At 48.3% G+C, this 23108-nt stretch carries 19 protein-coding genes; 18 read left to right on the forward strand and 1 reads right to left on the reverse strand.

The window, feature by feature from the left end; genetic code table 11:
- The first annotated feature begins 193 nt into the window (after positions 1-193).
- The 15 genes from EJL91_RS18285 to EJL91_RS18355 all read left to right on the forward strand — a co-directional run bounded on the left by EJL91_RS18285 (position 194) and on the right by EJL91_RS18355 (position 16507).
- Positions 194-1375: a linear amide C-N hydrolase gene (locus tag EJL91_RS18285; RefSeq protein WP_125143405.1), complete on the forward strand. Its 1182-nt coding sequence runs from the start codon at positions 194-196 to the stop codon at positions 1373-1375.
- Positions 1376-1396: 21 nt separating this feature from the next.
- Positions 1397-2740, forward strand: coding sequence for a phenylacetate--CoA ligase family protein (locus EJL91_RS18290; RefSeq protein WP_125143406.1), 1344 nt, complete (start codon positions 1397-1399; stop codon positions 2738-2740).
- 31 nt (positions 2741-2771) lie between these two features.
- Positions 2772-3533, forward strand: coding sequence for an ABC transporter ATP-binding protein (locus EJL91_RS18295; protein WP_125143407.1), 762 nt, complete (start codon positions 2772-2774; stop codon positions 3531-3533).
- Positions 3534-3549: 16 nt separating this feature from the next.
- Positions 3550-5904, forward strand: a complete 2355-nt coding sequence (locus tag EJL91_RS18300; protein WP_125143408.1) for an ABC transporter permease — start codon at positions 3550-3552, stop codon at positions 5902-5904.
- 147 nt (positions 5905-6051) lie between these two features.
- Positions 6052-6660, forward strand: a complete 609-nt coding sequence (locus EJL91_RS18305) for a cyclophilin-like fold protein (protein ID WP_125143409.1) — start codon at positions 6052-6054, stop codon at positions 6658-6660.
- A gap of 27 nt (positions 6661-6687) precedes the next feature.
- Positions 6688-7491 (forward strand): ABC transporter permease subunit, encoded by an 804-nt coding sequence (locus EJL91_RS18310; protein ID WP_164516881.1) that lies wholly within the window; start codon positions 6688-6690, stop codon positions 7489-7491.
- A gap of 177 nt (positions 7492-7668) precedes the next feature.
- Entirely contained in the window at positions 7669-8616 is a 948-nt protein-coding gene (locus EJL91_RS18315) for an alpha/beta hydrolase (protein WP_125143410.1), read from the forward strand.
- Between the two features lie 76 nt (positions 8617-8692).
- Positions 8693-9595, forward strand: a complete 903-nt coding sequence (locus EJL91_RS18320; RefSeq protein WP_125143411.1) for a transporter substrate-binding domain-containing protein — start codon at positions 8693-8695, stop codon at positions 9593-9595.
- A 249-nt stretch (positions 9596-9844) separates the two neighbouring features.
- Positions 9845-10903, forward strand: coding sequence for a C45 family autoproteolytic acyltransferase/hydrolase (locus EJL91_RS18325; RefSeq protein ID WP_243125464.1), 1059 nt, complete (start codon positions 9845-9847; stop codon positions 10901-10903).
- A gap of 48 nt (positions 10904-10951) precedes the next feature.
- Positions 10952-11605, forward strand: a complete 654-nt coding sequence (locus EJL91_RS18330) for a LysE family translocator (RefSeq protein ID WP_125143412.1) — start codon at positions 10952-10954, stop codon at positions 11603-11605.
- Between the two features lie 386 nt (positions 11606-11991).
- On the forward strand, positions 11992-13488 hold the full coding sequence (locus EJL91_RS18335; protein WP_125143413.1) for a sensor histidine kinase: 1497 nt from the start codon (positions 11992-11994) through the stop codon (positions 13486-13488).
- Between the two features lie 30 nt (positions 13489-13518).
- On the forward strand, positions 13519-14214 hold the full coding sequence (locus EJL91_RS18340) for a response regulator transcription factor (RefSeq protein ID WP_125143414.1): 696 nt from the start codon (positions 13519-13521) through the stop codon (positions 14212-14214).
- 100 nt (positions 14215-14314) lie between these two features.
- Positions 14315-14833, forward strand: coding sequence for a flavodoxin family protein (locus EJL91_RS18345; protein WP_125143415.1), 519 nt, complete (start codon positions 14315-14317; stop codon positions 14831-14833).
- 15 nt (positions 14834-14848) lie between these two features.
- Positions 14849-15916, forward strand: coding sequence for a DUF362 domain-containing protein (locus tag EJL91_RS18350; protein ID WP_125143416.1), 1068 nt, complete (start codon positions 14849-14851; stop codon positions 15914-15916).
- 48 nt (positions 15917-15964) lie between these two features.
- Positions 15965-16507 (forward strand): flavodoxin family protein, encoded by a 543-nt coding sequence (locus EJL91_RS18355; protein WP_125143417.1) that lies wholly within the window; start codon positions 15965-15967, stop codon positions 16505-16507.
- A 417-nt stretch (positions 16508-16924) separates the two neighbouring features.
- Here EJL91_RS18355 and EJL91_RS18365 read toward each other — a convergent pair whose 3' ends face one another.
- The gene (locus EJL91_RS18365; protein ID WP_125143418.1) at positions 16925-17815 is read right to left on the reverse strand and encodes a LysR family transcriptional regulator; all 891 of its coding nucleotides are present in this window, start codon (positions 17813-17815) and stop codon (positions 16925-16927) included.
- Between the two features lie 162 nt (positions 17816-17977).
- On the opposite strand from EJL91_RS18365, the gene EJL91_RS18370 reads away from it, so the two are divergent.
- From EJL91_RS18370 to EJL91_RS18380, 3 genes are all read left to right on the forward strand, one after another.
- Positions 17978-19384, forward strand: coding sequence for an MATE family efflux transporter (locus EJL91_RS18370; protein ID WP_243125467.1), 1407 nt, complete (start codon positions 17978-17980; stop codon positions 19382-19384).
- A gap of 113 nt (positions 19385-19497) precedes the next feature.
- Positions 19498-21435, forward strand: coding sequence for a beta-glucoside-specific PTS transporter subunit IIABC (locus EJL91_RS18375; protein ID WP_125143419.1), 1938 nt, complete (start codon positions 19498-19500; stop codon positions 21433-21435).
- Between the two features lie 216 nt (positions 21436-21651).
- Entirely contained in the window at positions 21652-23091 is a 1440-nt protein-coding gene (locus EJL91_RS18380; RefSeq protein WP_125143420.1) for a glycoside hydrolase family 1 protein, read from the forward strand.
- The last annotated feature ends 17 nt before the right edge of the window (positions 23092-23108 follow it).

The following is a 23108-nucleotide window of genomic DNA, read 5'->3' on the forward strand; positions in this document are numbered from 1 at the left end:
GCAACCGCGCGGCAGCGCGAGAGTTCCGATCGCGGAACTCTTTATGATACAGGAAAGGATATGAGTTATCAGTAATTGGATAAAAAATGCTTTTATATATAGTAAAAAAGCATAGATAAGTATTTAATATAGGTATTTGATATTATACAAATATGGTATTACAATAAGTGTATCGAAAGGAGAGAATCACAAAATGAAAAAGAAGAGAAGCGTAGTATTACTGATATCCGCATTGACAGCGGCTGCTTTGAGCACAGGGTGCGGAGGAACAGGGACTGTACAGGCAGAGACAATACCGGCAAGTACGGCGCGTGTGGAGTCTGCCGATTCACTGACAGCACCAGTCGGAGATGCAAATACTGATGTTATTACACCGGGGACAGAGATCAGGCAGCTGGAAAATGGATTATCAGCAGTGAACTATGAAGGGGATTACTGGTTTAGCCAGTTTCTTGAGCAGGGGGGCGCTTCCTCGGATTCAGATGTGATTGGGTTTATAACCGGTCGGCTGCAGCTGGGGTCTGCTGATATCGGTTTTGGCACAGAAGGGTTTGGCTGCAGTACGCTGGCAGTAAAGAACCCGGAGGGGGAAGCCCTCTTTGGCAGGAATTTTGACTGGCAGAACTGTGAGGCCATGATTGTTAAGTCTGCGCCTTCTGATGGATATGCCTCCCTATCAACCGTGAACATGGACTTTATCCGGACCGGATATGGAGAGTCCCCCTCACCTGCGTTCGGCGGAAAGTCTGGCGCGGGACTTTCAGAGCTTCCCGATGAAATCCGTACATTAATTGCTTTATATGCCCCTCTCGACGGCATGAACGAAAAAGGACTGGCCGTATCCGTTAATATGATTCAGGATTCCGCAGTGATTAGTCAGGATACGGGAAAGCCCGATATTACAACGACCACTGCAATCCGGATGCTGTTAGACCGGGCGGCCGATGTGGAGGAGGCCCTGGCTATGCTCCGGCAGTATGATATGCACTCCTCCATGGGGATGATGGTACATTTTGCGCTGGCGGACCGAAGCGGCAGGAGTGTCGTGGTTGAATATGTGAACAATGAAATGGTGGTTACAGATACACCGGCCGTGACGAATTTCTATTTGGCGCCCGGTGAAAAACAGGGGATTGGCACCTCGCAGTCCCATACAAGGTATGAAATATTAATGAAACGGCTGACGGAGACGAATACCATGGGCATGGACGAAGTCCGTGACGCTTTAGACAGTGTCAGCAAGGATAATTTTGGGGAGTTTGAGTCAACAGAGTGGAGTATCGTGTTTAATTTAGAGCAGGGAGAAGCGCGGTATTATCATAGAGAAAATTATGAAAACAGCTATTTATTTCAAGTAAACGAACAGGCCGGATAATGGTGGAACGAGGAGGTTACCATGAATTATTTAAATTTATTATGGAATTTGTACCAGTTAAAGAGGAACGCAGGAAGAGGCAGGGAGGACATAAAGAGGGTCCGGGAGAAGAAACTGAGGAAACTGCTGGCTTATGCCTATGACAATTCCGCTTATTACCACAGGGTCTTTGAAGAAGCGGGTATTACGGGCAATCAGATTTCCACCATGCCCCTGTCAGCTTTTCCGGTGCTGGATAAACAGCTTCTGATGGAACATTTTGATGAGTTGGTTACGGTGCCGGATTTAAAGCAGGAGGAGCTGCGCCGGTTTGATGAACAGGAATCCACCGACCAGAAACGGTTTAAGGATTCATACCATGTGGTACACTCCTCGGGCAGTACCGGGACCCCCGGATATTTTGTCTATGATGAGACGGCGTGGAGCCAGATGCTGCTTGGAATTATCCGGGCCGCGCTGTGGGATATGTCCATGCCTCAGATTTTAAAGCTGCTGCATCATGGACCGCGTATTGTATACATTGCGGCTACGGATGGCAGGTACGGCGGGGCCATGGCGGTCAGCGACGGCATAGAAGGTGTCCGCGCCGACCAGCTCTTCCTGGATGTGAAGACGCCGCTTGCGGAATGGGTTCGCCAGATTAAGGAGTTTGGGCCCAACATGGTGGTCGGTTACCCTTCCGCTGTTAAAATCCTGGGCGAGCTTGTAGAAAACGGGGATGTGGAACTGGATGTATTCCGGGTGGTATCCTGCGGGGAACCTCTTGGAGCCAGCCTTCGAAGCTATCTGGAGGAGACCTTTGAATCTGATGTGGTGAATATCTACGGAGCCAGTGAGTCCCTGGCGCTGGGTGTGGAGACCAGCCACGAGGAAGGGATGTATCTGTTTGATGATTTAAACTATATCGAGGTGGAGAATGGGGAAATGTATCTGACCTGCCTTTATAATTATGTCCAGCCCCTCATCCGTTATCGGATTTCCGATAAGCTGGTACTGGCGGAGCCGGACAAAGACAGCTCTTATCCCTTCACGCGTGCCGGCAACATCATGGGCCGCAATGAGGACTTAATGTGGTTTGAGGATGGCCGCGGCGCCAGGGATTTCCTTCACCCGCTTGTGGTAGAAGGCTTTTGCCTGGAGGGACTTCTGGATTACCAGTTCCGGCAGCTGGATGAACAATCCTTTGAGATGCTGGCGGAAGTATCGGACCGGAAGCGGATCCAGGAAATCCAGTCGGAAATGATCAGGGAGATGAGGCAGATTTTAAAAGAAAAGCACCTGGAGTATGTAGACTTTTTCATCCGCTTTGTGGAAGAAATCCGTCCCGACTCAAGGACGGGTAAGAAACCGCTGATTGTGGCATAAGCCGCAGTAAGGGATCATGGAGGAGAACCGCTTGAAAGAAATATTATTATCAGCAAAAGATATCAGTAAGTCATTTGCGAAGGCAGCAGAAACGCCTCCTGTGCTGGACCATGTGACGGTAGACATATACAAAAACGATTTTACCATTATCATGGGGCCGTCGGGTGCAGGTAAATCCACCTTATTATATGCACTCAGTGGAATGGACCGGGTTTCTTCCGGCAAGGTGGTTTATCAGGGAAAGGTAATCAGCCGCTTTAAAGAGAAACAGATGGCGGAAATCCGTTCCCATGAATTTGGTTTTGTATTCCAGCAGACCCATCTTGTGAGCAATCTCACTCTTTATGAAAATGTGGCGGTCGCGGGCTATTTGAGAAAGGACCGGCCGGCAGAGGAAACAGAGCGCCGGGTGGAGGCCCTGCTGGAACAGATGAATGTGAACGGGGCAAAAAACCGTATGCCGTCGGAGGTATCAGGCGGGGAGGCGCAGAGAGCTGCCATAGCCAGGGCCATGATCCACGAACCGGGAATTGTATTTGCGGACGAACCCACCGGCGCGCTGAACCGGCAGAATACCGGAGAAGTGCTGAACCTGCTGACGTCCCTCAACAGGGAGGGACAGAGCATCCTGATGGTCACCCATGATTTGCGCGCCGCAATCCGGGGAACGAGGCTTCTCTACTTAGAGGATGGAAAAATCTTAGATGAACTGGAGCTGCCGGTTTATCATCCGGATGATGAGAGGGAAAGGGAGGCCGCTGTGAATGAATGGCTTGCCTCGTTCCAGTGGTAGGGGAGGCATGATGGCAATGAAGGAGTATAAAACGTTATTAAAAGCGGATTTTAAACGCCATAAAGGCAGCCTGACCGGTGTGTTTCTCCTAATTCTGCTGGCCGCAGCCGCTCTGGGTACCGTCCTCACCGTAGGGATCAGTTCCGGAAGATATGTGAATGGAGAGATGGGCCGCGCAGGGTTTGGAGCATTGACGGCATGGGTTTCCAATGTTTCTGATATGGAATCCCTCACCGGGAGCATCGAAAATCTGGAGGATGTGGGACGGGTGGATACCCAGAACCTTATTTTTTCCGATTATGCGGTCAATGACCAGGAATCCGACAGTGAAGGCCAGCTGCTTCCCTACTCCCGGGAACAGGCCCGTTATAAATTTTTTACGGATGATTTTTCTTCTTATCAGGAAGGGACACCGGAACTATTACCCGGAGAGGTCTACGTTTCCCCGTCCATGGTCTCCATGTTTGGTCTGCAGGCCGGCGATAAGATAAGCTTTCCTATTGCCAGGGCCGGGCGGGATCTGGTTCTCACGGTAAAAGGATTCTATGAAGATCCGTTTATGGGCAGTTCCATGATCGGCATGAAAGGTTTCCTGATCAGTGAAGACGATTATACGGCTGCGCAGCAGATCATTCGGGATTCCGGTATTGACGCGCTTGCCAGGAGCGGTGCAATGCTGCATATTTTCCAGAAAGAAGGAAGCAGTGCGGCGGTTTCTGAATTAAACAGTCTGCTCAATGAAAACACCAGCCTGCCTCAGTATACAGAGTTTGTACACAGCGCAGGTTCCATTGCCGGCTTTATGCTGGTGCTGCAAAATGCATTCAGCGGCCTGCTTATTGCTTTTGTGATCGTACTGCTTTTTGTTGTTATGGTGGTCCTCGGCCACAGCATCAGCAGCGCGGTAGAAGCCGATTATGTGAATATGGGGATCTTAAAGACCATTGGATTTACCGGCAGCGGACTGCGCCGAATCCAGATGATTCAGTATTTATGTGTGATTCTGGCGGGGATGCTAATTGGCGGAATACTAACGCTGCCATTAAGCCGGTTTGTGAGCAGCGCCACATTGACGACCACGGGAATCCGGATACCGGAAGGAATGCCCATTGGTCCCTGCCTCCTGGCTTTTGTGGGTATCATACTGATCCTTGCCGGCTTTATTGCTCTCAAATCCGGAAAAATAGGTGAAGTTGCACCGATGAAGGCAATCCGGGGCGAGGTTTTAAATGATCATGGAGGCGCCGGAACATTTGCAGCGATCCGTGGGAAGCAGTTGGAACTGAGCCTGGCCCTGCGCCAGCTGGCAGCGGGAAAGAGCCGGTATGTCGGCGCCTGCCTCGTAGCGCTTCTTCTGGTATTCTTTGCTTCCATGATCGGGCGTATGGATTCATGGCTTGGGGCGGATGGAAAAGGAATGATGGAGGCGTTTAATCCGGCCGACCATGATATCGGTGTACAGATTTTTGGAGTCAATTCCTCTGAAGAGGCCGAACAGACAATCCTTTCCTATACGGATATTACAGACCGTTACCTGCTGGCTATGCCGGGGGTATCCGTGAATGGAATTGACTACACGGCAAATGTAATCTCCGATCCGGAGCGGTTCCATATGATAGAAGGAAGAACCAGCAGGGCGAATGATGAAATTGTTTTGACAGAATTTGTGGCCTCTGATTTAGGTGTCTCGGTCGGTGATACGGTTACGGTCCAGGCCGATATGGGGAGCGGGGTATATACCGTTTCGGGAATCTATACCTGTGCCAATGATATGGGTGCGAATGTGGGGCTCAGCCGTGAGGGATACTTAAAAATTGGCCAGGATAGTGAGGAACTTTGGTGCCACCATTATTTTCTTGCTGACCCATCACAAAAAACAGCCGTTACGGAAGCACTCCAGGAAACATATGGAGGAGATGTTCATGTGCATGAGAATACCTGGCCCGGACTGTTTGGCATCATTTCCGCTATGCAGGCATTGATGGTATTCCAATACGGCATGGTGATTGTATTTATCCTGATTGTTACAGCCATGACCGGAAGCAAGATTCTTAACGCTGAAAAACGGGATATCGGGATTTTTAAGGCCCTTGGATTTACCAGCGGACAGCTGCGGACATCATTTGCCCTGCGGTTTGGTCTGGCGGCTGTTCCCGGTGCGGTGATTGGTACCGGACTGGCTGCGGTGCTGACGGATCCATTGGTTTCCACAGTCATGAAAATGGCAGGTATCAGTAATTTTGCTTCCGCTGCCACCATAGGAAATACGTTGTTTCCGGCTGCTTCTGTTATCCTGTTATTTATGAGCTTTGCCTACGTTGCGTCATGGAAGATAAAAAATGTAGATCTGGCTGTATTGATTACGGAGTAAGGATTTATGCATGCCTAAAAGGTATAAATATGTATGTAATATAAGTATTTGCTGTATTTAATGCGTGGTACTATAATGATAGAGAAGATATAACTTGCATAATTAATTTCGGATGTGCCTGGTGAAAGGTACAGGAAAGGATGATATATGAAAAGAAAGATAGGAAAAAAGAGCTCTTTGGTAATTATACTCACCGTTGCTCTTACGGCTGCGCTTGCCGGTTGTGGGCGTAGCAGTGAGAGAGAAGTGACCACTACGGCTGCGACAGTGCCCACAAGCAGCATTACCCGGGATAGCAGCATTGATGAAAATAACGAAACAGACGCGCCGGAATATCCTGCCGGAGCAGATACATTAGAAATCCGTTTTGGTGATGATGGAGAACCATTTGTCATGAACATGCTTGACAATCCGACGGCTGCCGCCATTGCAGGCTATGTGGGCACCGCCAGCTGGAGGCTCCCGATTTACCACTATGATGATTATGATGACTGGGAAGTGATGCAGTATTACGACATTCCCAGCCGGTATGAGATTCCTTCTGGTGCAGAGACTGTCACTTCAGAGAAAGCCGGTGAGGTATACTATTCCGAACCCAACCGGATCATTCTTTTCTATCAGGACGCGGAAGTGACGGGAGAGTATACAAAAGTCGGTGATATTGAAGATTCCGAAGCATTCCGTTTGGCGGTGGAGAATAACCCGGTGCTGGAAGGCTGGGGAAATAAGATTGTTCACATAGACAGCATCAGATAAGAAGAAAGTGAGTGAGGGCCGGTGGCTATGATAGATGGAAGATTGTTTCATATTTTAGCGGATTCCTTTAGTAAGATCCTGATACCGGGACTGACGATGACCATACCGCTGACCGCGATATCTTTTACACTGGCGCTTTTGATTGCCGTTGCCACGGCCCTGGTGCAGTTTGCCAATGTGTCCTTCTTTAAGCATATGGCCCGGTTTTATATCTGGGTCATCCGCGGGATTCCGCTTCTGGTTCAGTTGTATGTGGTATTTTACGGCCTGCCGAGGCTGGGGATTGTCATTTCCCCATTTCCGGCCGCAGTCATCGTATTTTCCATTAACGAGGGAGCGTATGCAGCGGAAATCATGCGCGCGGCACTGGAGTCGGTTCCGGCCGGACAGCTGGAAGCCGGTTACTGTGCCGGAATGTCTTATCTGCAGACGATGAGGCGGATTGTTCTGCCCCAGGCGCTTAGGACCGCGTTTCCCTCCCTGTCCAATTCCCTGATTGCCATGGTGAAGGACACTTCCCTGGCAGCCAATATCACGGTGACGGAAATGTTTATGGTGACGCAGCGGATTGTGGCCAGAACCTATGAGCCGCTGGCGCTTTATATCGAGATCGGGCTGATTTACCTGATGTTCTCCACGGTGCTGACAAAAGTGCAGCGGGTGGGTGAAAGTAAGCTGAGTCTTCAGGGAAAGCCAAAGACCCGGGCAGCAGCAACAAAAAAATCAGGTAGATCAATAGTTCCGGCCTTTTTTCAGAATGCCCGCATGCGGAAACCCTTATGCCCCATGGAGCATGTGCCGGAACAGCCATGTACCAGGATAAATAATTAGTAACAGTTCAGGACGGCGGGAAAAATAGTGCAAAAGCAGGTGTTAAGCTTGCTTATAAGACTGTTTTTGCACTATTTTTCACATCGGATGGACATCCGATGCTTCTTGACCGGTTTTTTCGGTCAAGAAGATGAGCCGTCCTGAACAGTTACAATAATTAAAAGGAGGAGAACAAAAATGTCTGAATATTATATTTTTAAATTAAGTGAGAACGTGTCCCGTACCCATGTACGTTATAAAAACCGGTATGGAATTGAGCTGGCCGGTGATTTGTATATGGCAAAAAATAGGGAGGAAGGGCGGAAATACCCGGCGCTGGTAGTGGGAGCCCCTTACGGCGGAGTTAAGGAACAGGGGCCTGGCGTATATGCCAACGAGCTTGCCCAGAGAGGGTTTGTTGTTCTTACCTTTGATCCTTCTTTTAAGGGGGAGAGCGGCGGGGAACCCCGTCAGGTATCCTCACCGGAAATTTTCTCTGAAGATTTTTCGGCCGGTGTGGACTATTTAGGGACGCGTCCGTTTGTAAACCGGGAACAGATTGGCGCCATTGGCATCTGCGGCAGCGGTGGATTTGCATTATCCGCAGCACAGATGGATTCCCGAATCAAAGCGGTAGCGACTGCCAGTATGTACGATATCAGCGCCATGCGCGGAACAATGTCTCAGGAAGAACTGTCATACAGAATTGATGAGTTGAGCCGTAAACGCTTTCGTGATTTTGAAAAGGGGGAACCGGAGTATATCCCATCGTTCCCGGAGACACCGGCAGATGCCATACCAGAAGGTCTTGATTCGGTGGGAGCTGAATTTTTCAGCTTTTACGGATTGAAACGGGGGCATCATCCCAACGCCCGCGCAGGACACACGACAACCAGTGATTTGTCCTTTTTAAACTATCAGTTGTTAAATCATATTGATACCATTTCTCCCCGCCCAATCCTCTTTATTATGGGGGAAAATGCACATTCTCGTTTTTTTAGTGAAAACGCATATGCTGCCGCAGCCGAACCGAAGGAGCTTTGTATCGTTCCGAATGCAATTCATATCGATCTCTATGATGACATAGAGAAAATTCCATTTAGCAAGATGGAGGATTTTTTTATGACGGCTTTTAAGTCTGAATAAAACGGGGCAATGTCCCAGCCTATAAAAGATGCAATAACTAGAATATAAATAACAGGAAAGAAAAATGAGGTAAACCATGAAGAAAACTAGATTAACTACACTGCTGCTTGCGGTTTCAGCAATTGGAGTACTCGGAATGACAGGATGCTCCGGAAATAATCAGCAGGCGCCGGCGCAGGGAAGTACGGCAGCCCAGACACAGGAAGGAACCCAGACACAGGGAGAGACTGAGGCACAGGAGGAGACTGGGGAAGAGCCGGATGATCTCTTGTCAGCGATCCAGGATAAGGGAGAGATTGTAATCGCTATGGAGGGGACCTGGGCGCCCTGGACCTATCATGATGAGGATGATAACCTGGTCGGTTATGATGTAGAGGTTGGACAGTTAATCGCAGATAAACTGGGCGTGGACGCAACCTTTGTGGAAGGGGAGTGGGACGGCCTGCTTGCCGGTCTGGATGCAGGCCGCTATGATATGATGGTCAATGGTGTTGAAATTACGGATGAGCGTGCGGAAAAATATGATTTCACAGACCCATACGCCTATATCCGAACCGCGATTATTGTAAATGGAGATAACAATGAGATCCAGTCCTATGATGACCTGGACGGGAAGAACACAGCCAATACCATTTCCAGTACCTATGCGGAGCTTGCGGAACGCTTTGGCGCCCAGGTGACCGGGGTGGATGATTTGAACCAGACATTTGAGCTGTTGTTAAGCGGACGTATTGACGCTACACTGAATGCCGAAGTAACCTATTACGACTATATGAAGGCGCATCCGGAAGCAAACATAAAGATTGCCGCCTTGACAGAGGAAGCGTCCCATGTCGCAATTCCGCTGAGAAAAGGCGGGGAATCAGACCGTCTGCAGGAAGCAATCAATGAGGCTCTTGCTGAACTGGACGAATCAGGGGAGCTGTCTGAACTTTCCATGAAATACTTTGGAAGTGATATTTCTCAGATTTCAGAATAAACACGGACATAGGTGGGCCCGCGGCTATGCCGTGGGCTCAATTACTACAAACCATTCATTTGGAGTAACAGTTCAGAACGGCGGGAAAAATAGTGCAAAAGCAGGCGTTAAGCTCGCTTATAAAACTGTTTTTGCACTATTTTTCACATCGGATGGACATCCGATGCTTCTTGACCGGCTTTTTCGGTCAAGAAGATGAGCCGTTCTGAACAGTTACCATTTAGAAAAGCAAAGGAGACAGATATCCATATGCGTCACGGAATAAAAAAGAGAACAAAAATCCTGTTGATTACGCTTGCGGTTATCGTGGCAGGGGGAGCCTATGTTTTATTCCGGATTAAAGCCGGACTTAATTCGGCTATCCAGGTAAAGAAACTGGAAGATGGACTTTATTACATGGAGTATAACGGAGACTATGGGTTTGACCGGTTTCTGGAGCAGGGTGGAGCCTCCTCTGATCTGGAGGTGGCCCAGTTCGTCGGAAAGGATTTATTGAAGGGCCTGGTCATTCCCGGATTTAAGACGGGGAAATTTGGCTGCAGCACCCTGACTGCCAGAAATGCAGAGGGCGGAGTGGTATATGGCAGGAACTTTGACTGGATGGAGTGTACGGCAATGATTGTCAAATCAAAACCGGCTGTCGGATATGCGTCCATCTCCACAGTAGACTTGGATTTTTTGGATATCGGGACGGAGTATGATCCGGACAAAACGCTTTCCAAGATAGTATCGGCAGCGTCTCTCTATGCCCCGCTTGATGGAATCAATGAGAAAGGTCTCTGTGTGGCCGTGCTCATGATTGATGATCCGGATGTTACCGGGCAGGATACGGGAAAACCGGGTATTACGACAACAACGGCGGTGCGCCTTCTTCTTGATCAGGCGGCTGATGTGGAGGAAGCGATAGAACTGCTGGGACAGTATGACATGCATGCTTCCGCCGGAATGATGCTTCATCTGGCGCTGACAGACCGAACCGGTCGCTCTGTGGCAGTGGAATATGTGAACAACGAAATGTCGGTGATAGAAACGCCAGTATTAACTAATTTCTATCTGACACCGGGAGATAAATTCGGAATCGGGACAGAGCAGTCCCATACAAGGTATGAAATCCTGATGAACCGCTTGTCAGAGCAGCCGGTCATGGATTTAGAGGATATGAAGGATGCCATGTCCAGTGTGAGTAAAAATAATTTTGGCGAATTTCTGTCAACAGAATGGACGATTGTTTACGATCAGGACAAAGGAGAAATACGATACTATCACAGGGAAAATTATAATGACTACATGACGTTTTCCCTTCAATAAGAGTGCAGGTGTTATGTTAGAGAACCATTTAGTGAAAGGACAGGGCTTATGTTAGAGAACTATTTAATGAGAGGTTTCATCATTGGGATTGTATTTGGTGTTCCCGCCGGTGCAGTGGGGATCCTATCAATCCAGCGGGTCCTGTCCCGGGGCGCGGCGGCAGGTTTTGTGACCGGACTCGGTTCTTCTGTGGCGGATGTGTTCTATGCCTGTGTCGGGGTATTTGGGATTACGGTTATCTCGGATTTTTTGTTAAGGCACCAGCACCTCATCTGTATGGTTGGATGCCTGGCGGTCATCCTGTTAGGAATTCAGTGTTTTAAGAAAAAGAAGATAGAGAAGCCGGCTGATTTTTTCCAAAAGGTGCAGGATGAAGCAAAACGTCCGGGGGGATTTCGGTATCTTGTTTCCTGTTTCCTGTCCTCGTTCGTCATTGCGATCACCAATCCGGCAGCGATTCTTTCCTTTATGGTGGTATTTTCCATGTTCCGGATTGGAGGGACAGAGACGGTGGGAGAGGATATCCAGCTGGTTCTGGGTATTTTCTGCGGAACCTGCTTCTGGTGGCTGCTGATTGCAGTGGTGGTGAGTTGTATCAGGAAACGGGTGACAGATAATTTTTATTTGAAGCTGAACCGGATATTTGGGATTTTAATGGTTCTGTTTGGCGCAGGGATTGGAGTACGTGCCCTGTTGATCTGATGGGATAATTGGAGGGAGCGTTGATGGAATTTGTCAAAGCGTGTGTCAGGTCAGGATATTTTATAGGATAACACTTTTTTGAACTGCTCGTTTAGAAAAAGTTTATATTTATGAGAGAAATTTGTTAACTTTAACCTTTATAATAGTCTGACCGAGATTGCAGAGTATTTAAAGTCCTGTACATAAGGAAGGTCCCTGTTTTAATATAATCCCCCATTTTTATAATATACCGGATACCATACAAATCCAATTGGGCCAAGGATGTACAGGACTTTAAATACCCTGCAATTCCCGCTATCGAAATGCGGCTTACTTTAACCTGGTCAGGAAGCCCTGGCCTCGTTATCCTTCACTTAAAATTCAAGATGTATCGGGAGAAAAGGGAAATGACAATCAAGCAGAAAATAAAATTATCAAATGTGATGATGGCGTTGATACCAATCTTGCTGACGGCGGTTATCGTTGTTATCTGCATTAACACCTCACTGGGCAGTTACTGGTATACTTTAGAGACCATGTATCAGGATGAAAACGGAATTCAATCGGCCCAGAGCCTGATTTATACCTATCAGCAGGAGCTGTGGGAAAATAACTGGGGGCAGGGGGAGCACACAGAGCTTTCAGAGGGGATAAAAAAGAATGAGGAAATGTGCCATCTGGAAGAGAAGCTGTCCAGGATGGGGTATCATTTCCTGATCCGAAAGGATGGGACCGAGATTTATTCCAACATATCGGAGGAGGAGATGGAGACGGCAGAGTCGGTTGCGGGTACCGCCATCGAATCCGCGAAAACCCTGACGGCCAGCTACCATGACGTATCGGTGATCAAGCATACCTTTTTCCATGGGGAAAAGGCTTTTTCCATTATTGCAGTTCACAGCGGTGAGACGGACCAGGGGGTTATCTCCTATCTGCAGAATTACATTTTGAAATATATCCTGGGATTTGTTTTTGCATTCCTGGTACTGACCATCTTGGTGAATATTATTTTATCCTACTGGATTTCAAAGAGTGTCCTGGTTCCGTTAAAGAAGCTGGGGCGCGGTACAAATGAAATCAAGGAGGGGAATTTAGATACGGTCATTGATTACACAAAGCAGGATGAGTTTGGCGAGGTGTGCCGGGACTTTGATGATATGAGAGCCTATCTGAAGGAGTCGGTGGAGCAGCGTTTAAAGGATGAACAGCGTAAAAAAGACCTGATTATCGGAATCTCCCATGACCTGCGGACACCGCTTACTTCCATCAGCGGATATTTGGACGGGCTGATGGAGGGGATTGCTAATACACCGGAAAAAAGGCAGCGGTATCTGGCTGCCATTAAGACGCGCACCAGGGACTTGTCCCGTCTGGTTGACAGTCTCTCCGAATATAACCGTCTGGACAGCCAGAATTTCCACTATCATCTGGAGCCCGGGGATTTAAAGAGTTTTATCGGCCAGTATCTGATCTCTTATGAGGAGGAGGCCAGACAGAACCATGTGGAGTTCCAGTTGATTGGAGACTCTCTTTCTTATCCCGTTCTTTTGGATAAAGATGAGATGAAGCGGGTTCTGGATAACCTGTTCACCAATACAATCCGATACCGCGGGCAGCCCCGCAGCAAGGTGATTATTTCCTTAAAGCGGATTGAGCACAGCACCGTGGTGGAATTTGTTTTTTCAGATGACGGACCGGGTGTACCGGAAGAGAGCCTGGACCGCATTTTTGAGAGCTTCTACAGGGTAGACGGGGCGAGGAGCAATACAGGCGAGGGAAGCGGAATCGGCCTGGCCGTTGTAAAGGAAATTATTGCGGGGCACAAAGGCATTGTCCATGCGGAGAACCATGGGGGCCTGGCGATTATCATACATCTGCCTTCACATTCCGCCGAACGAAGGTGAGGGGGACTTACCCAACAGAGGAGAGTTAAAATGAGTAAAGTATTAATTGTTGAAGATGACGAACTGATTGCAGAGCTGGAGAGGGATTATCTGGAGGCCGGCGGTTTTGAGGTGGAAATTGTATTAGATGGAACCGAGGGGCTGAACCGGGCGCTGGCCGGGGGCTGGGATGCATTAATCCTGGATGTGATGCTGCCTGGCAGGAATGGATTTGATGTATGCCGCGAGGTGCGGAAAGAACTGGACCTTCCGGTCCTGATGGTTACAGCCAAAAAAGAAGATGTGGATAAAATCAGAGGGCTGGGGCTGGGCGCCGATGATTATCTGGTGAAACCCTTCAGCCCTGCGGAGCTGGTAGCCAGGGTAAAATCCCATATTCAGATCCATGAACGGTTATTGGAACATCGGGAACAGCAGCAGGATTTGGGAATACAGGTAAAAAATCTTCTGATTCTTCCCAAGGCAAGGCGGGTTTATTTAAACGGTGATGAAATGAACCTGGCGAATAAGGAATTTGAGCTGCTTCTGTTCCTGGCGCAGAATCCGAATATTGTATTCTCTAAAGATACGCTGTTTGACCGGATCTGGGGAATGGACGCAGTGGGGAATACCGCGACCGTGACGGTACATGTCAACCGTCTGAGAGAAAAGCTGGAGAAGGACGAGGTCTCGCCACAGTACATAGAGACGGTTTGGGGTGCAGGATACCGGTTTAAGGTAGGGTAACAGTGCCCGTTCCATGTGAAGTAGACGGAGCGTATGAAGGAGATTAAGGCGTATTTTGGCAAATAGGGAATAGAGCGTGTCCAAGGGGAGGAAAAGTGGAATGAATATTTTAATCTTAAACGGCAGTCCGCGGGCGAACGGAAGCACAGCTGCCATGACTCAGGCATTTGCAGAGGGTGCAAGAGAAGCAGGCCATGAAGTAACGGTCATTCCGGTGGGAAGGAAGAAAATTGCGGGCTGTCTGGGATGTGAGTATTGTCATACAAAAGGAAACGGCAGATGTATCCAGAAGGATGATGAGGAAGAGGTATACGAAGCGCTGGAACAGGCCGAGATGCTGGTGCTGGCCTCGCCTGTTTATTACTATACCCTGTCCGCACAGCTCCAGGCGGCCATTCACCGTACCTATGCGGTGAAAATCCCTAAACGTATCAGGCAGACGGCCCTTCTTTTAAGCTCCGGTTCTCCCGGAGTTTATGAACCGGCCATCAAACAGTACCAGTTCTCAATTGTAGATTATTATGAAGTAAAAGACATGGGCATTATGACGGTCAATGAGGAGGATAAGCGGGTGGAAGATAACCTGGAGGCCATACGTGAGTTCGGAAGAAGTATGTAGAGGAGGACGAAAAACATGAAGAAACGCTATTTGGCAGCGGCAGCTATCCTGCTTTGTATGCTGACCGGCTGCAGCAGAAGTACAGGGGATTTGACAGATACAGCGGCAGCAGATAAACATGTGACGAATCCTGTCCAGGCCATGCCGGCCGCCGCGGTTCCATCAGCCGGTTCAGGAGCGGAAAATCAAGATGGTAAAAAAGAAGGAAAACCGGCCGTCTACATGACAAACGATATCAGTCCGGAGGGAATGAGAAAGGTTTATGATGTCTTGGGCAGAAGCCTGACCGGTAAGGTGGCAGTGAAACTGAGCACCGGTGAGGCGGGCGGGAGTTACTACCTGTCACCGGATTTGATAAAAGAGCTGGTTCAATCGGTAGATGGAACCATTGTGGAGTGTAATACCGCTTACGGCGGTTCCCGTTCCAGTACGGCTATGCACCGGCAGGTAGCCGAAGATCATGGGTTTACGGCCATAGCAGAGGTCGATATCATGGATGAAAACGGCTCGATGAGCATACCGGTGACCGGAGGAAAGAATCTGAGCGAGGACCTGGTGGGCGAAAACCTGAAGAATTATGATTCCATGATGGTGTTATCTCATTTTAAGGGACATTCTATGGGCGGATTTGGCGGCGCAATCAAGAATATTTCCATCGGAGTTGGATCAGCCGACGGCAAACGGCTGATTCATAGCGGTGGAAAAAGCCGGAGTTCCTGGGGCGGCGGGACGCAGGATGAGTTTCTGGAATCCATGGCGGAGGCGGCCAGCGCAGTGATTGACTACATGGGTGAGGAGAACATGCTGTATATCAGTGTAATGAATAACCTGTCCGTGGATTGTGACTGCGATAGCAATCCGGCAAAACCGGATATGCATGACATCGGGATTCTGGCGTCCCTTGATCCGGTTGCCCTGGACCAGGCATGTGTGGATCTGGTTTATGCGGCGCCGGACGGGGCTTCATTAATCCAGAGGATTGAATCCAGGAATGGAATCCATACACTGGAACATGCGGAGGGAATTGGCGCGGGCAGCCGCAGCTATGAATTGGTATCCGTAGATGTACCGGTTTCGCAGTGAAATGGGTCTGGAAAGATTAAAAGAAATATATTTGAGCGAGGTGATTTAATGAAAAAAATAAACTTGGCAGCGTTGATTCTTATTATGGGAATTACACTTACAGCATGCCAAAGCACCATGAGACCGAATAAATCCAGTGTGATTACAGGAGAAACAGCGGCCGTGGAAAATCAGTTAAGTAACGGAATCTTAATTGCATCCGTGTCGGATACTGATACAGAGGGCGGCGTTTCCTCCTATGATATAGGGGCAGCTGCCAATAGGATAGAAGAGGTTACCGGCGGAATGATGGTTGATATGGACAGTCCGGCTCCTCTGCCCGAGGATTTTGGCACAATTTTTCTTGATGTATCCGGATCTTCCGAGCTTTCGGAACCATTGCGTGTATTTATGGAAAATAATGATTTCAGTGGAAAAACAATCATTCCTTTTGGTATGATAAGTGAATCTGACTTTGAGACGGCTCTGGCAACCCTTTATGAACTAAATCCTGATTCTGAGTTTTTAGATGGACTTTCCATCAGCAAGAATTCTGCAGATATGCAGTCAGAGGTAAATGAATGGTTGAGTGGACTGGGATTTCATGATTAACTGGACTGATTTTGATTTTCTATAATTTAGTAAAAGTTTATCTTTTCGTTAGGTGGACGTTATATCATAACCTTTCCGGTCAGTGCATATTCCCTTCCGTATCAGTCACTTACTAAAATTAACGGCTGGAATTAAATTTGGAGAAATACATTTTCAGATATGGTTTCAGGTACTGACAGATCGGAAATATATTTATGCAGTAAGATTTTTATTACCAGTCACCATGGTATCGGCCTGATACAGGACTGGAATTTTCCATGCCCGTGGCGCCAGTAATAAAATCTGCACTGTTAGATGAAAAACTTGTGTTAATCACTGCCGAGAGCAATATAATCCGTTTTGTTCCGCCTTCATGCTATCAAGCAGTAATTTATCAGCGTGACAGCATGAAGGCGGTTTTGCAGTTCCCGTATCATATCAGACGGCAGGGCTGCCAAATGACTGTTGGACTTTACTCAAGAATCGTTCGGCTGCTCCGGAAAAAAGCTGGTACTTTTTCCACACCATATTCAAATGGGCCTCCATACGCGGCTCCAGCGGACGGAAGCAGAGACGGCTGTTTTCCGAAGTGTTTACCAGTTTGTCGAGGCACAGGGCATAGCCCATACCTTCGTCCACCATGAGAGAGGCATTGTAGACCAGGTTATAGGTAGCCACGATGTTCAGTTTCTCATAATCAGTTCCCAGCCAGCCGGAAAATGCATTGCCGGTCAGAGTCTGGCGGGAGGTGATGATAGGGATCTCCCTAAGATCCTTTGAACGGATCGAAGCGCGGGAGGCCAGGGGACAGTCTTTGGGCATCAGCAGTCCCCAGGTATCAGTGGCGGGAAGTCTGATGTAGTCATATTTTTTCATATCGGCCGGTTCTATGAGGATTCCAAAGTCCAGCAGTCCCTTATCCAGCCGTTCTGTCACATCATCCGCATTGCCGCTGAATAAATGATAGCGGATCTGGGGACAGGATTTCTGAAGATCCGTGGCAATCCTGGCGATATAACGCATGGCGTCCGTTTCCCCGCCTCCGATATAGATATCCCCGCCTACGGCTTCGTCGGGAGCCATCAGTTCGGCCTCTGTCTTGTCCACCAGGTCCAGAATCTCGGTTGCCCGCTTGCGAAGCAGCATTCCTTCCTCTGTGAGGGTGATCCTGCGGTTACCGCGTATTAACAGCTTCTTGCCAATCTCCTCCTCCAAATCCATCAGCTGTCTGGACAGCGTGGGCTGCGTCATGTGAAGGGACTCTGCCGCTCCGGATATGCTTTCTTCCCTGGTTACTGCCAGGAAATACCGTAAAACTCGAATGTCCAATCTGATTCCTCCTTCATTATGTGAGCTGTTATTAAAACGTCTATATCAATTATAGTTTGTAAAGCTATGCCTGTCAAGTATGGCGAATTATTTAATATAAGTATTTGATATGAGCGTATTTTGGTATTAGAATAAAGATATCAAAGATAAGAGGTGCATGAAATGGAAAAAGCAGTTAAGGCTGATTGCAGGAATATGGAAGAAAAAAAGAAAAAGGAAGGCGGGAACGAAAGCCTGATGGGCACCCTGCCGATTCCCCTTTTAATTATCAAGACATCGATTCCGCTGATTATATCCTTGTTGGTAAACAATCTTTATAATCTGGTAGACAGTATCTTCGTTTCCCGGGTAAACGAAGATGCGCTGACCGGAATTTCGCTGGCGGCGCCTCTCCAGATGATTATGATTTCTCTGGGCTGCGGCCTGGCCGTGGGGCTGAATGCCCTGGTCTCAAAGGCCATGGGGGAGAAGAAGCAGGATGAGGTGAAAAAGGCCGCGTCAGCGGCAATCGTAATGGCATTTGGTGCGTACCTGATTAACGCGGTTGTCTGCTTATTGATTGCGGTTCCATATTTCAGATGGCAGGCAGGAGGGAATGAAGCCATTGCCCGGTACGGAATTGCCTATATCCGGATTTGTATGCTTTTTTCCTTCGGACAGATGATTCAGTGGGTATTTGACCGGTTACTCATTGCAACGGGAAAGTCAACACTTTTCCTTGCCACATTGGGAACCGCCTCCCTTGTAAACCTGATTTTAGACCCGATTCTGATTTTTGGTTATTTTGGTCTGCCGGCCATGGGAACCGCGGGGGCGGCCATAGCAACCGTAACCGGACAGCTTGCGGGAGGGCTTTTGGGGATTTATCTGAATATAAAGAGGAACAAAGAGATTCCGATTCATTTTACAATCCATATTTCGAAGAAGCATGTAGTGAATATCCTGAAGGTCGGTATTCCAACCGCAATCATGCAGGGAATTATGTCGGTCATGGGGATTTTCATTAATACGATTCTGTACCAGTTTTCATCAACCGTTGTAGCGATTTACGGGATCCTTTTAAAAGTGCAGAATATAGCGCAGATCTGTGTACAGGGAATGAATAACAGCCTGATTCCGATTATCGCGTACAATTATGGGGCGAAAAAAGAAAAGCGGATTCATGAAACCATCCGGTGTGCATTTATTTATGCGGTGATTATTATGGCAGTGGTTTTAGTTATCCTGGAACTGATTCCCGACAAAATCCTGCTGCTGTTTGACGCGTCGGAACAGATGCTGCAGTTTGGTATACCGGCAGTCAGAATCATGTCACTCAGCTTCTTTGTATCCAGCATCGGAATTATTTTTGCAGCAATCTTTCAGGGGTTTGGGAACGGGAATTACAGTATGTATCTTGCATTTATGCGTCAGGTGATTTTGCTGATACCAATTCTGCTGGCAGGTGCATTTATGAATAACCTGACGGTGATCTGGTTTGGATTTGTGATAGCGGAAGCGCTGGCAATCCCGTTTGGGCTGCTGTTATACAGGAAAATCAAAAAGACAGTATTTGTGACTGCGGGATAGGCCGGACACTGCGGGATAAGACGGACAATTATATGCGGGGAGTGCGGGCGGAATAAGAAGATTTCGATATGAAAACATAGAAATAATATAAATGTGGAGAGAGGGATGGAAACATGGCAAGCAAATATGATGGATTGGCAAGGATTATTATCCAAAATGTAGGAGGGAAGGAGAATATCATCAGCCTGGCCCACTGTGCAACCAGGCTGCGCTTCAACTTAAAAGATGAAGCAAAGACCAACACGGACATTTTAAAGGAAACGGAAGGGATTGTTACGGTAATCCAAAGCGGCGGGCAGTACATGGTGGTAATCGGCAATCATGTGCCGGATGTCTATGATGCGGTGGTCGCCCGCGGCCATCTGGAAACAAAATCAGACAGCGGGGACGAGGAGACAGAGCCGGCGGATAAAAAGAAACAGAAGCCCCTGGACGCATTTATCAGTATCGTCACAGGCGTATTCAGCCCGGTGCTGGGAGTTTTAAGCGCCTGCGGTATCTTAAAAGGAGTCCTGGCCCTCTTTGTTGCAATCGGTGTCCTGGAAAGTACAGGCAGCACCTATACGTTCCTCTTTGCCCTGTCGGATTCCCTGTTCTTTTATTTCCCCATCATACTGGGGTATACGGCTGCAAAGCGGTTTGGTATCTCGGAATTTGAAGGTCTGGTGATCGGCGCCACCATGGTTTATCCGAACTTGCTCAGTTCCAGTACCCTGGATCTCTCTTCCATCTTTGGTATTCCGGTTATCATGCCGGCGGCCGGGGACTATTCCAGCAGCGTCATTCCTGTAATCTGCGCCATCGCGTTTGCAGGCTGGTTTGAGAAGCGGTATAAGAAATGGATTCCCGATACCGTAAAAATGTTTGCGCTTCCTCTGATTACATGCCTGGTTACCGTATGTGCAACCTTCTGGGTGATTGGGCCGGTAGCATCCACTGCTTCCGATTTACTCGGCGCAGGCTTCACTGCAATTTATCAGTTCAGTCCTGTTTTAATGGGAACGGTAATAGGCGGTCTGTGGCAGGTTCTGGTTATGTTTGGCCTCCACTGGGCGATTACGCCTATGATGATTAACAATATACAGACCATTGGATTTGATACGGTTATGGTAGGGATGTTTGGCGCATCGTTTGCACAGTTAGGAGCAGTCATCGCCATCTATTTTAAAACGAAAAATAAGCGTTTAAAGGCATTGTGTGTTCCTGCCATCGTATCAGGTGTGGCAGGCGTTACGGAGCCGGCCATCTATGGTATTACCCTTCCCAAGAAAAAACCATTTGCCATCACATGCTTCGTGGGAGCTGTCACCGGCGGTTTTCTGACGGCGGTTGGTGCAAAGTATTTTGTGGTCCCGGGTATGGGGGTATTCGGATATACCGCATTTGTAAATGCCGCTGCCAGGGATTTTTCCGGAATGATATGGGCGGGTGTGGTGTCGGTCATTGCGCTTGCGGCAGGTATTGTCCTGGTGTATCTGACCTATAAGGATGAAGAACCAAAGAAAAAAGAAATACCCTTTGCTGACCCCTTTGCTGAAGCAGATGGAAATAAGACGGAAGCGGCAACTGCTAAGGAGGAAGCAGCCGTTACAGAACAGAACGAAATAATCATAAGCGCACCGTTGACAGGAACGGTAATTCCTTTAAGTGAAGTAAAAGATGAAGCATTTTCTTCCGGAGTCTTGGGACAGGGAGCCGCAATTATCCCGGAGGAAGGGAAACTGTATGCGCCGGTCGACGGTGTCATAGCCGCGTTCTTCCCAACCGGCCATGCCATTGGAATCCAGACCGCGGATGAGGTAGAACTTTTAATCCACGTAGGAATGGATACCGTCAGTTTAAATGGAAAAGGATTTGAGAAAAAGGTCAATCAGGGGGATTCTGTAAAAAAAGGGGATCTGCTTCTGGAGTTTGATTTACAGGCGATTGCAGATGCCGGACTGTCAGCAGTCACTCCGGTTCTGGTTACCAACCCGGCCGGGCGGTCTGATTTGAAACAGACCGAGGCGAAAACGGTCAAGCCGGGAGAGCCATTCTTAATCATCCAGTAAAGATATACATATGAGATGCAGATAAAACCAGAAATGTAACTGTTCAGGTCGGCTCATCTTCTTGACCGAAAAAGCCGGTCAAGAAGCATCGGATGTCCATCCGATGTGAAAAATAGTGCAAAAACAGTCTTATAAGCAAGCTTAACACCTGCTTTTGCACTGTTTTTCCCGCCGTCCTGAACTGTTACCCAGAAATAATGGAGGAATGGAATTACGATGAAAACATTCAGAAATGATTTTTTATGGGGCGGGGCCACTGCCGCCAATCAGTTTGAAGGAGCCTGGGATGCTGACGGAAAAGGGCCGTCCACCTCTGATATGTGTACCAATGGTTCCCCGGAACACCCAAAGCGAATTACCAGACAGTGGGAGGAGGGAGCGTTTTACCCCAGCAGGGAAGCTTCAGACTTTTACCATCACTATGAAGAAGATATTGCACTGATGGCAGAGATGGGATATAAGACCTTCCGCTTCTCCATTGCCTGGACCAGGATTTTCCCTACCGGTATGGAAAATACGCCAAATGAAGCCGGGCTGGCCTTTTATGACAGGGTACTGGATGCGTGCAGGAAGCATGGAATTGAGCCGTTAGTCACCATCTCCCATTACGAGATGCCTTATGCCCTGGTAGAGAAGTGCAATGGCTGGGAGGGCAGAGAATGCATCGGATATTTTATGAATTACTGCCGGACCATCTTTGAACGGTACCAGGGAAAGGTAACATACTGGCTGACGTTTAATGAGATCAACGCGGGGGCCATGCCTATGGGAAATGTCATGTCTTTGGGAACCGTAAAGGGCTATACCGGCACCATTCTGGATTTTCCGGATAATCCCAGGGTGAGGTTCCAGGCGCTGCACCACCAGTTTGTGGCAAGCGCTAAGGCCGTGAAGCTGGCCCATGATAAATACCCGCAGTTTCAGATGGGAAATATGATCTGTTTTATTACCAAGTACCCCCTGACCTGCAAACCGGGTGATATTTTAAAGGCACAGCAGGAAATGCAGATGATGAACTGGTTCTGTTCCGATGTCCAGGTAAGAGGGGAATACCCCTACTATGCAGGAAGGTATTTTGAGGAAAACGGAATAGAAATCCGCATGGAGGAGGGGGACACAGAGCTTTTAAAGGAAGGATGTGTGGACTTTTACACCTTCAGCTATTACATGAGCAACTGCTCCTCCGATGAGCCGGGGGCGGAAATCGGACACGGGAACCTGACAACCGGACTAAAGAATCCCTATTTAAAGGCCAGCGCCTGGGACTGGCAGATTGATCCCCAGGGGCTGCGCTACACACTGAATGAGATTTATTCCCGTTACCAGATTCCCATGATGGTGGTGGAAAACGGCCTGGGCGCCCGGGACGCGGTGGAAGAGGATGGCTCTATTAACGATACCTACCGGATTGACTACCTCCGTCAGCATATTGAAGAGATGAAGGAAGCGGTAAAAGACGGTGTTGACTTAATGGGATATACGCCATGGGGCTGTATTGATCTGGTGAGTGCCTCCACCGGAGAGATGGGAAAGCGGTATGGAATGATCTATGTTGACAAACAGGATGATGGAACCGGAACGCTGGAACGGAAAAGGAAGAAATCATTTGAATGGTATAAACGGGTGATTGCCAGTAATGGCGAGGAACTTGATTGAAAGTAAAAGAAGGAGGA

This window comes from Clostridium transplantifaecale (assembly GCF_900626075.1).
GTDB classification, from domain to species: domain Bacteria; phylum Bacillota; class Clostridia; order Lachnospirales; family Lachnospiraceae; genus Otoolea; species Otoolea transplantifaecalis.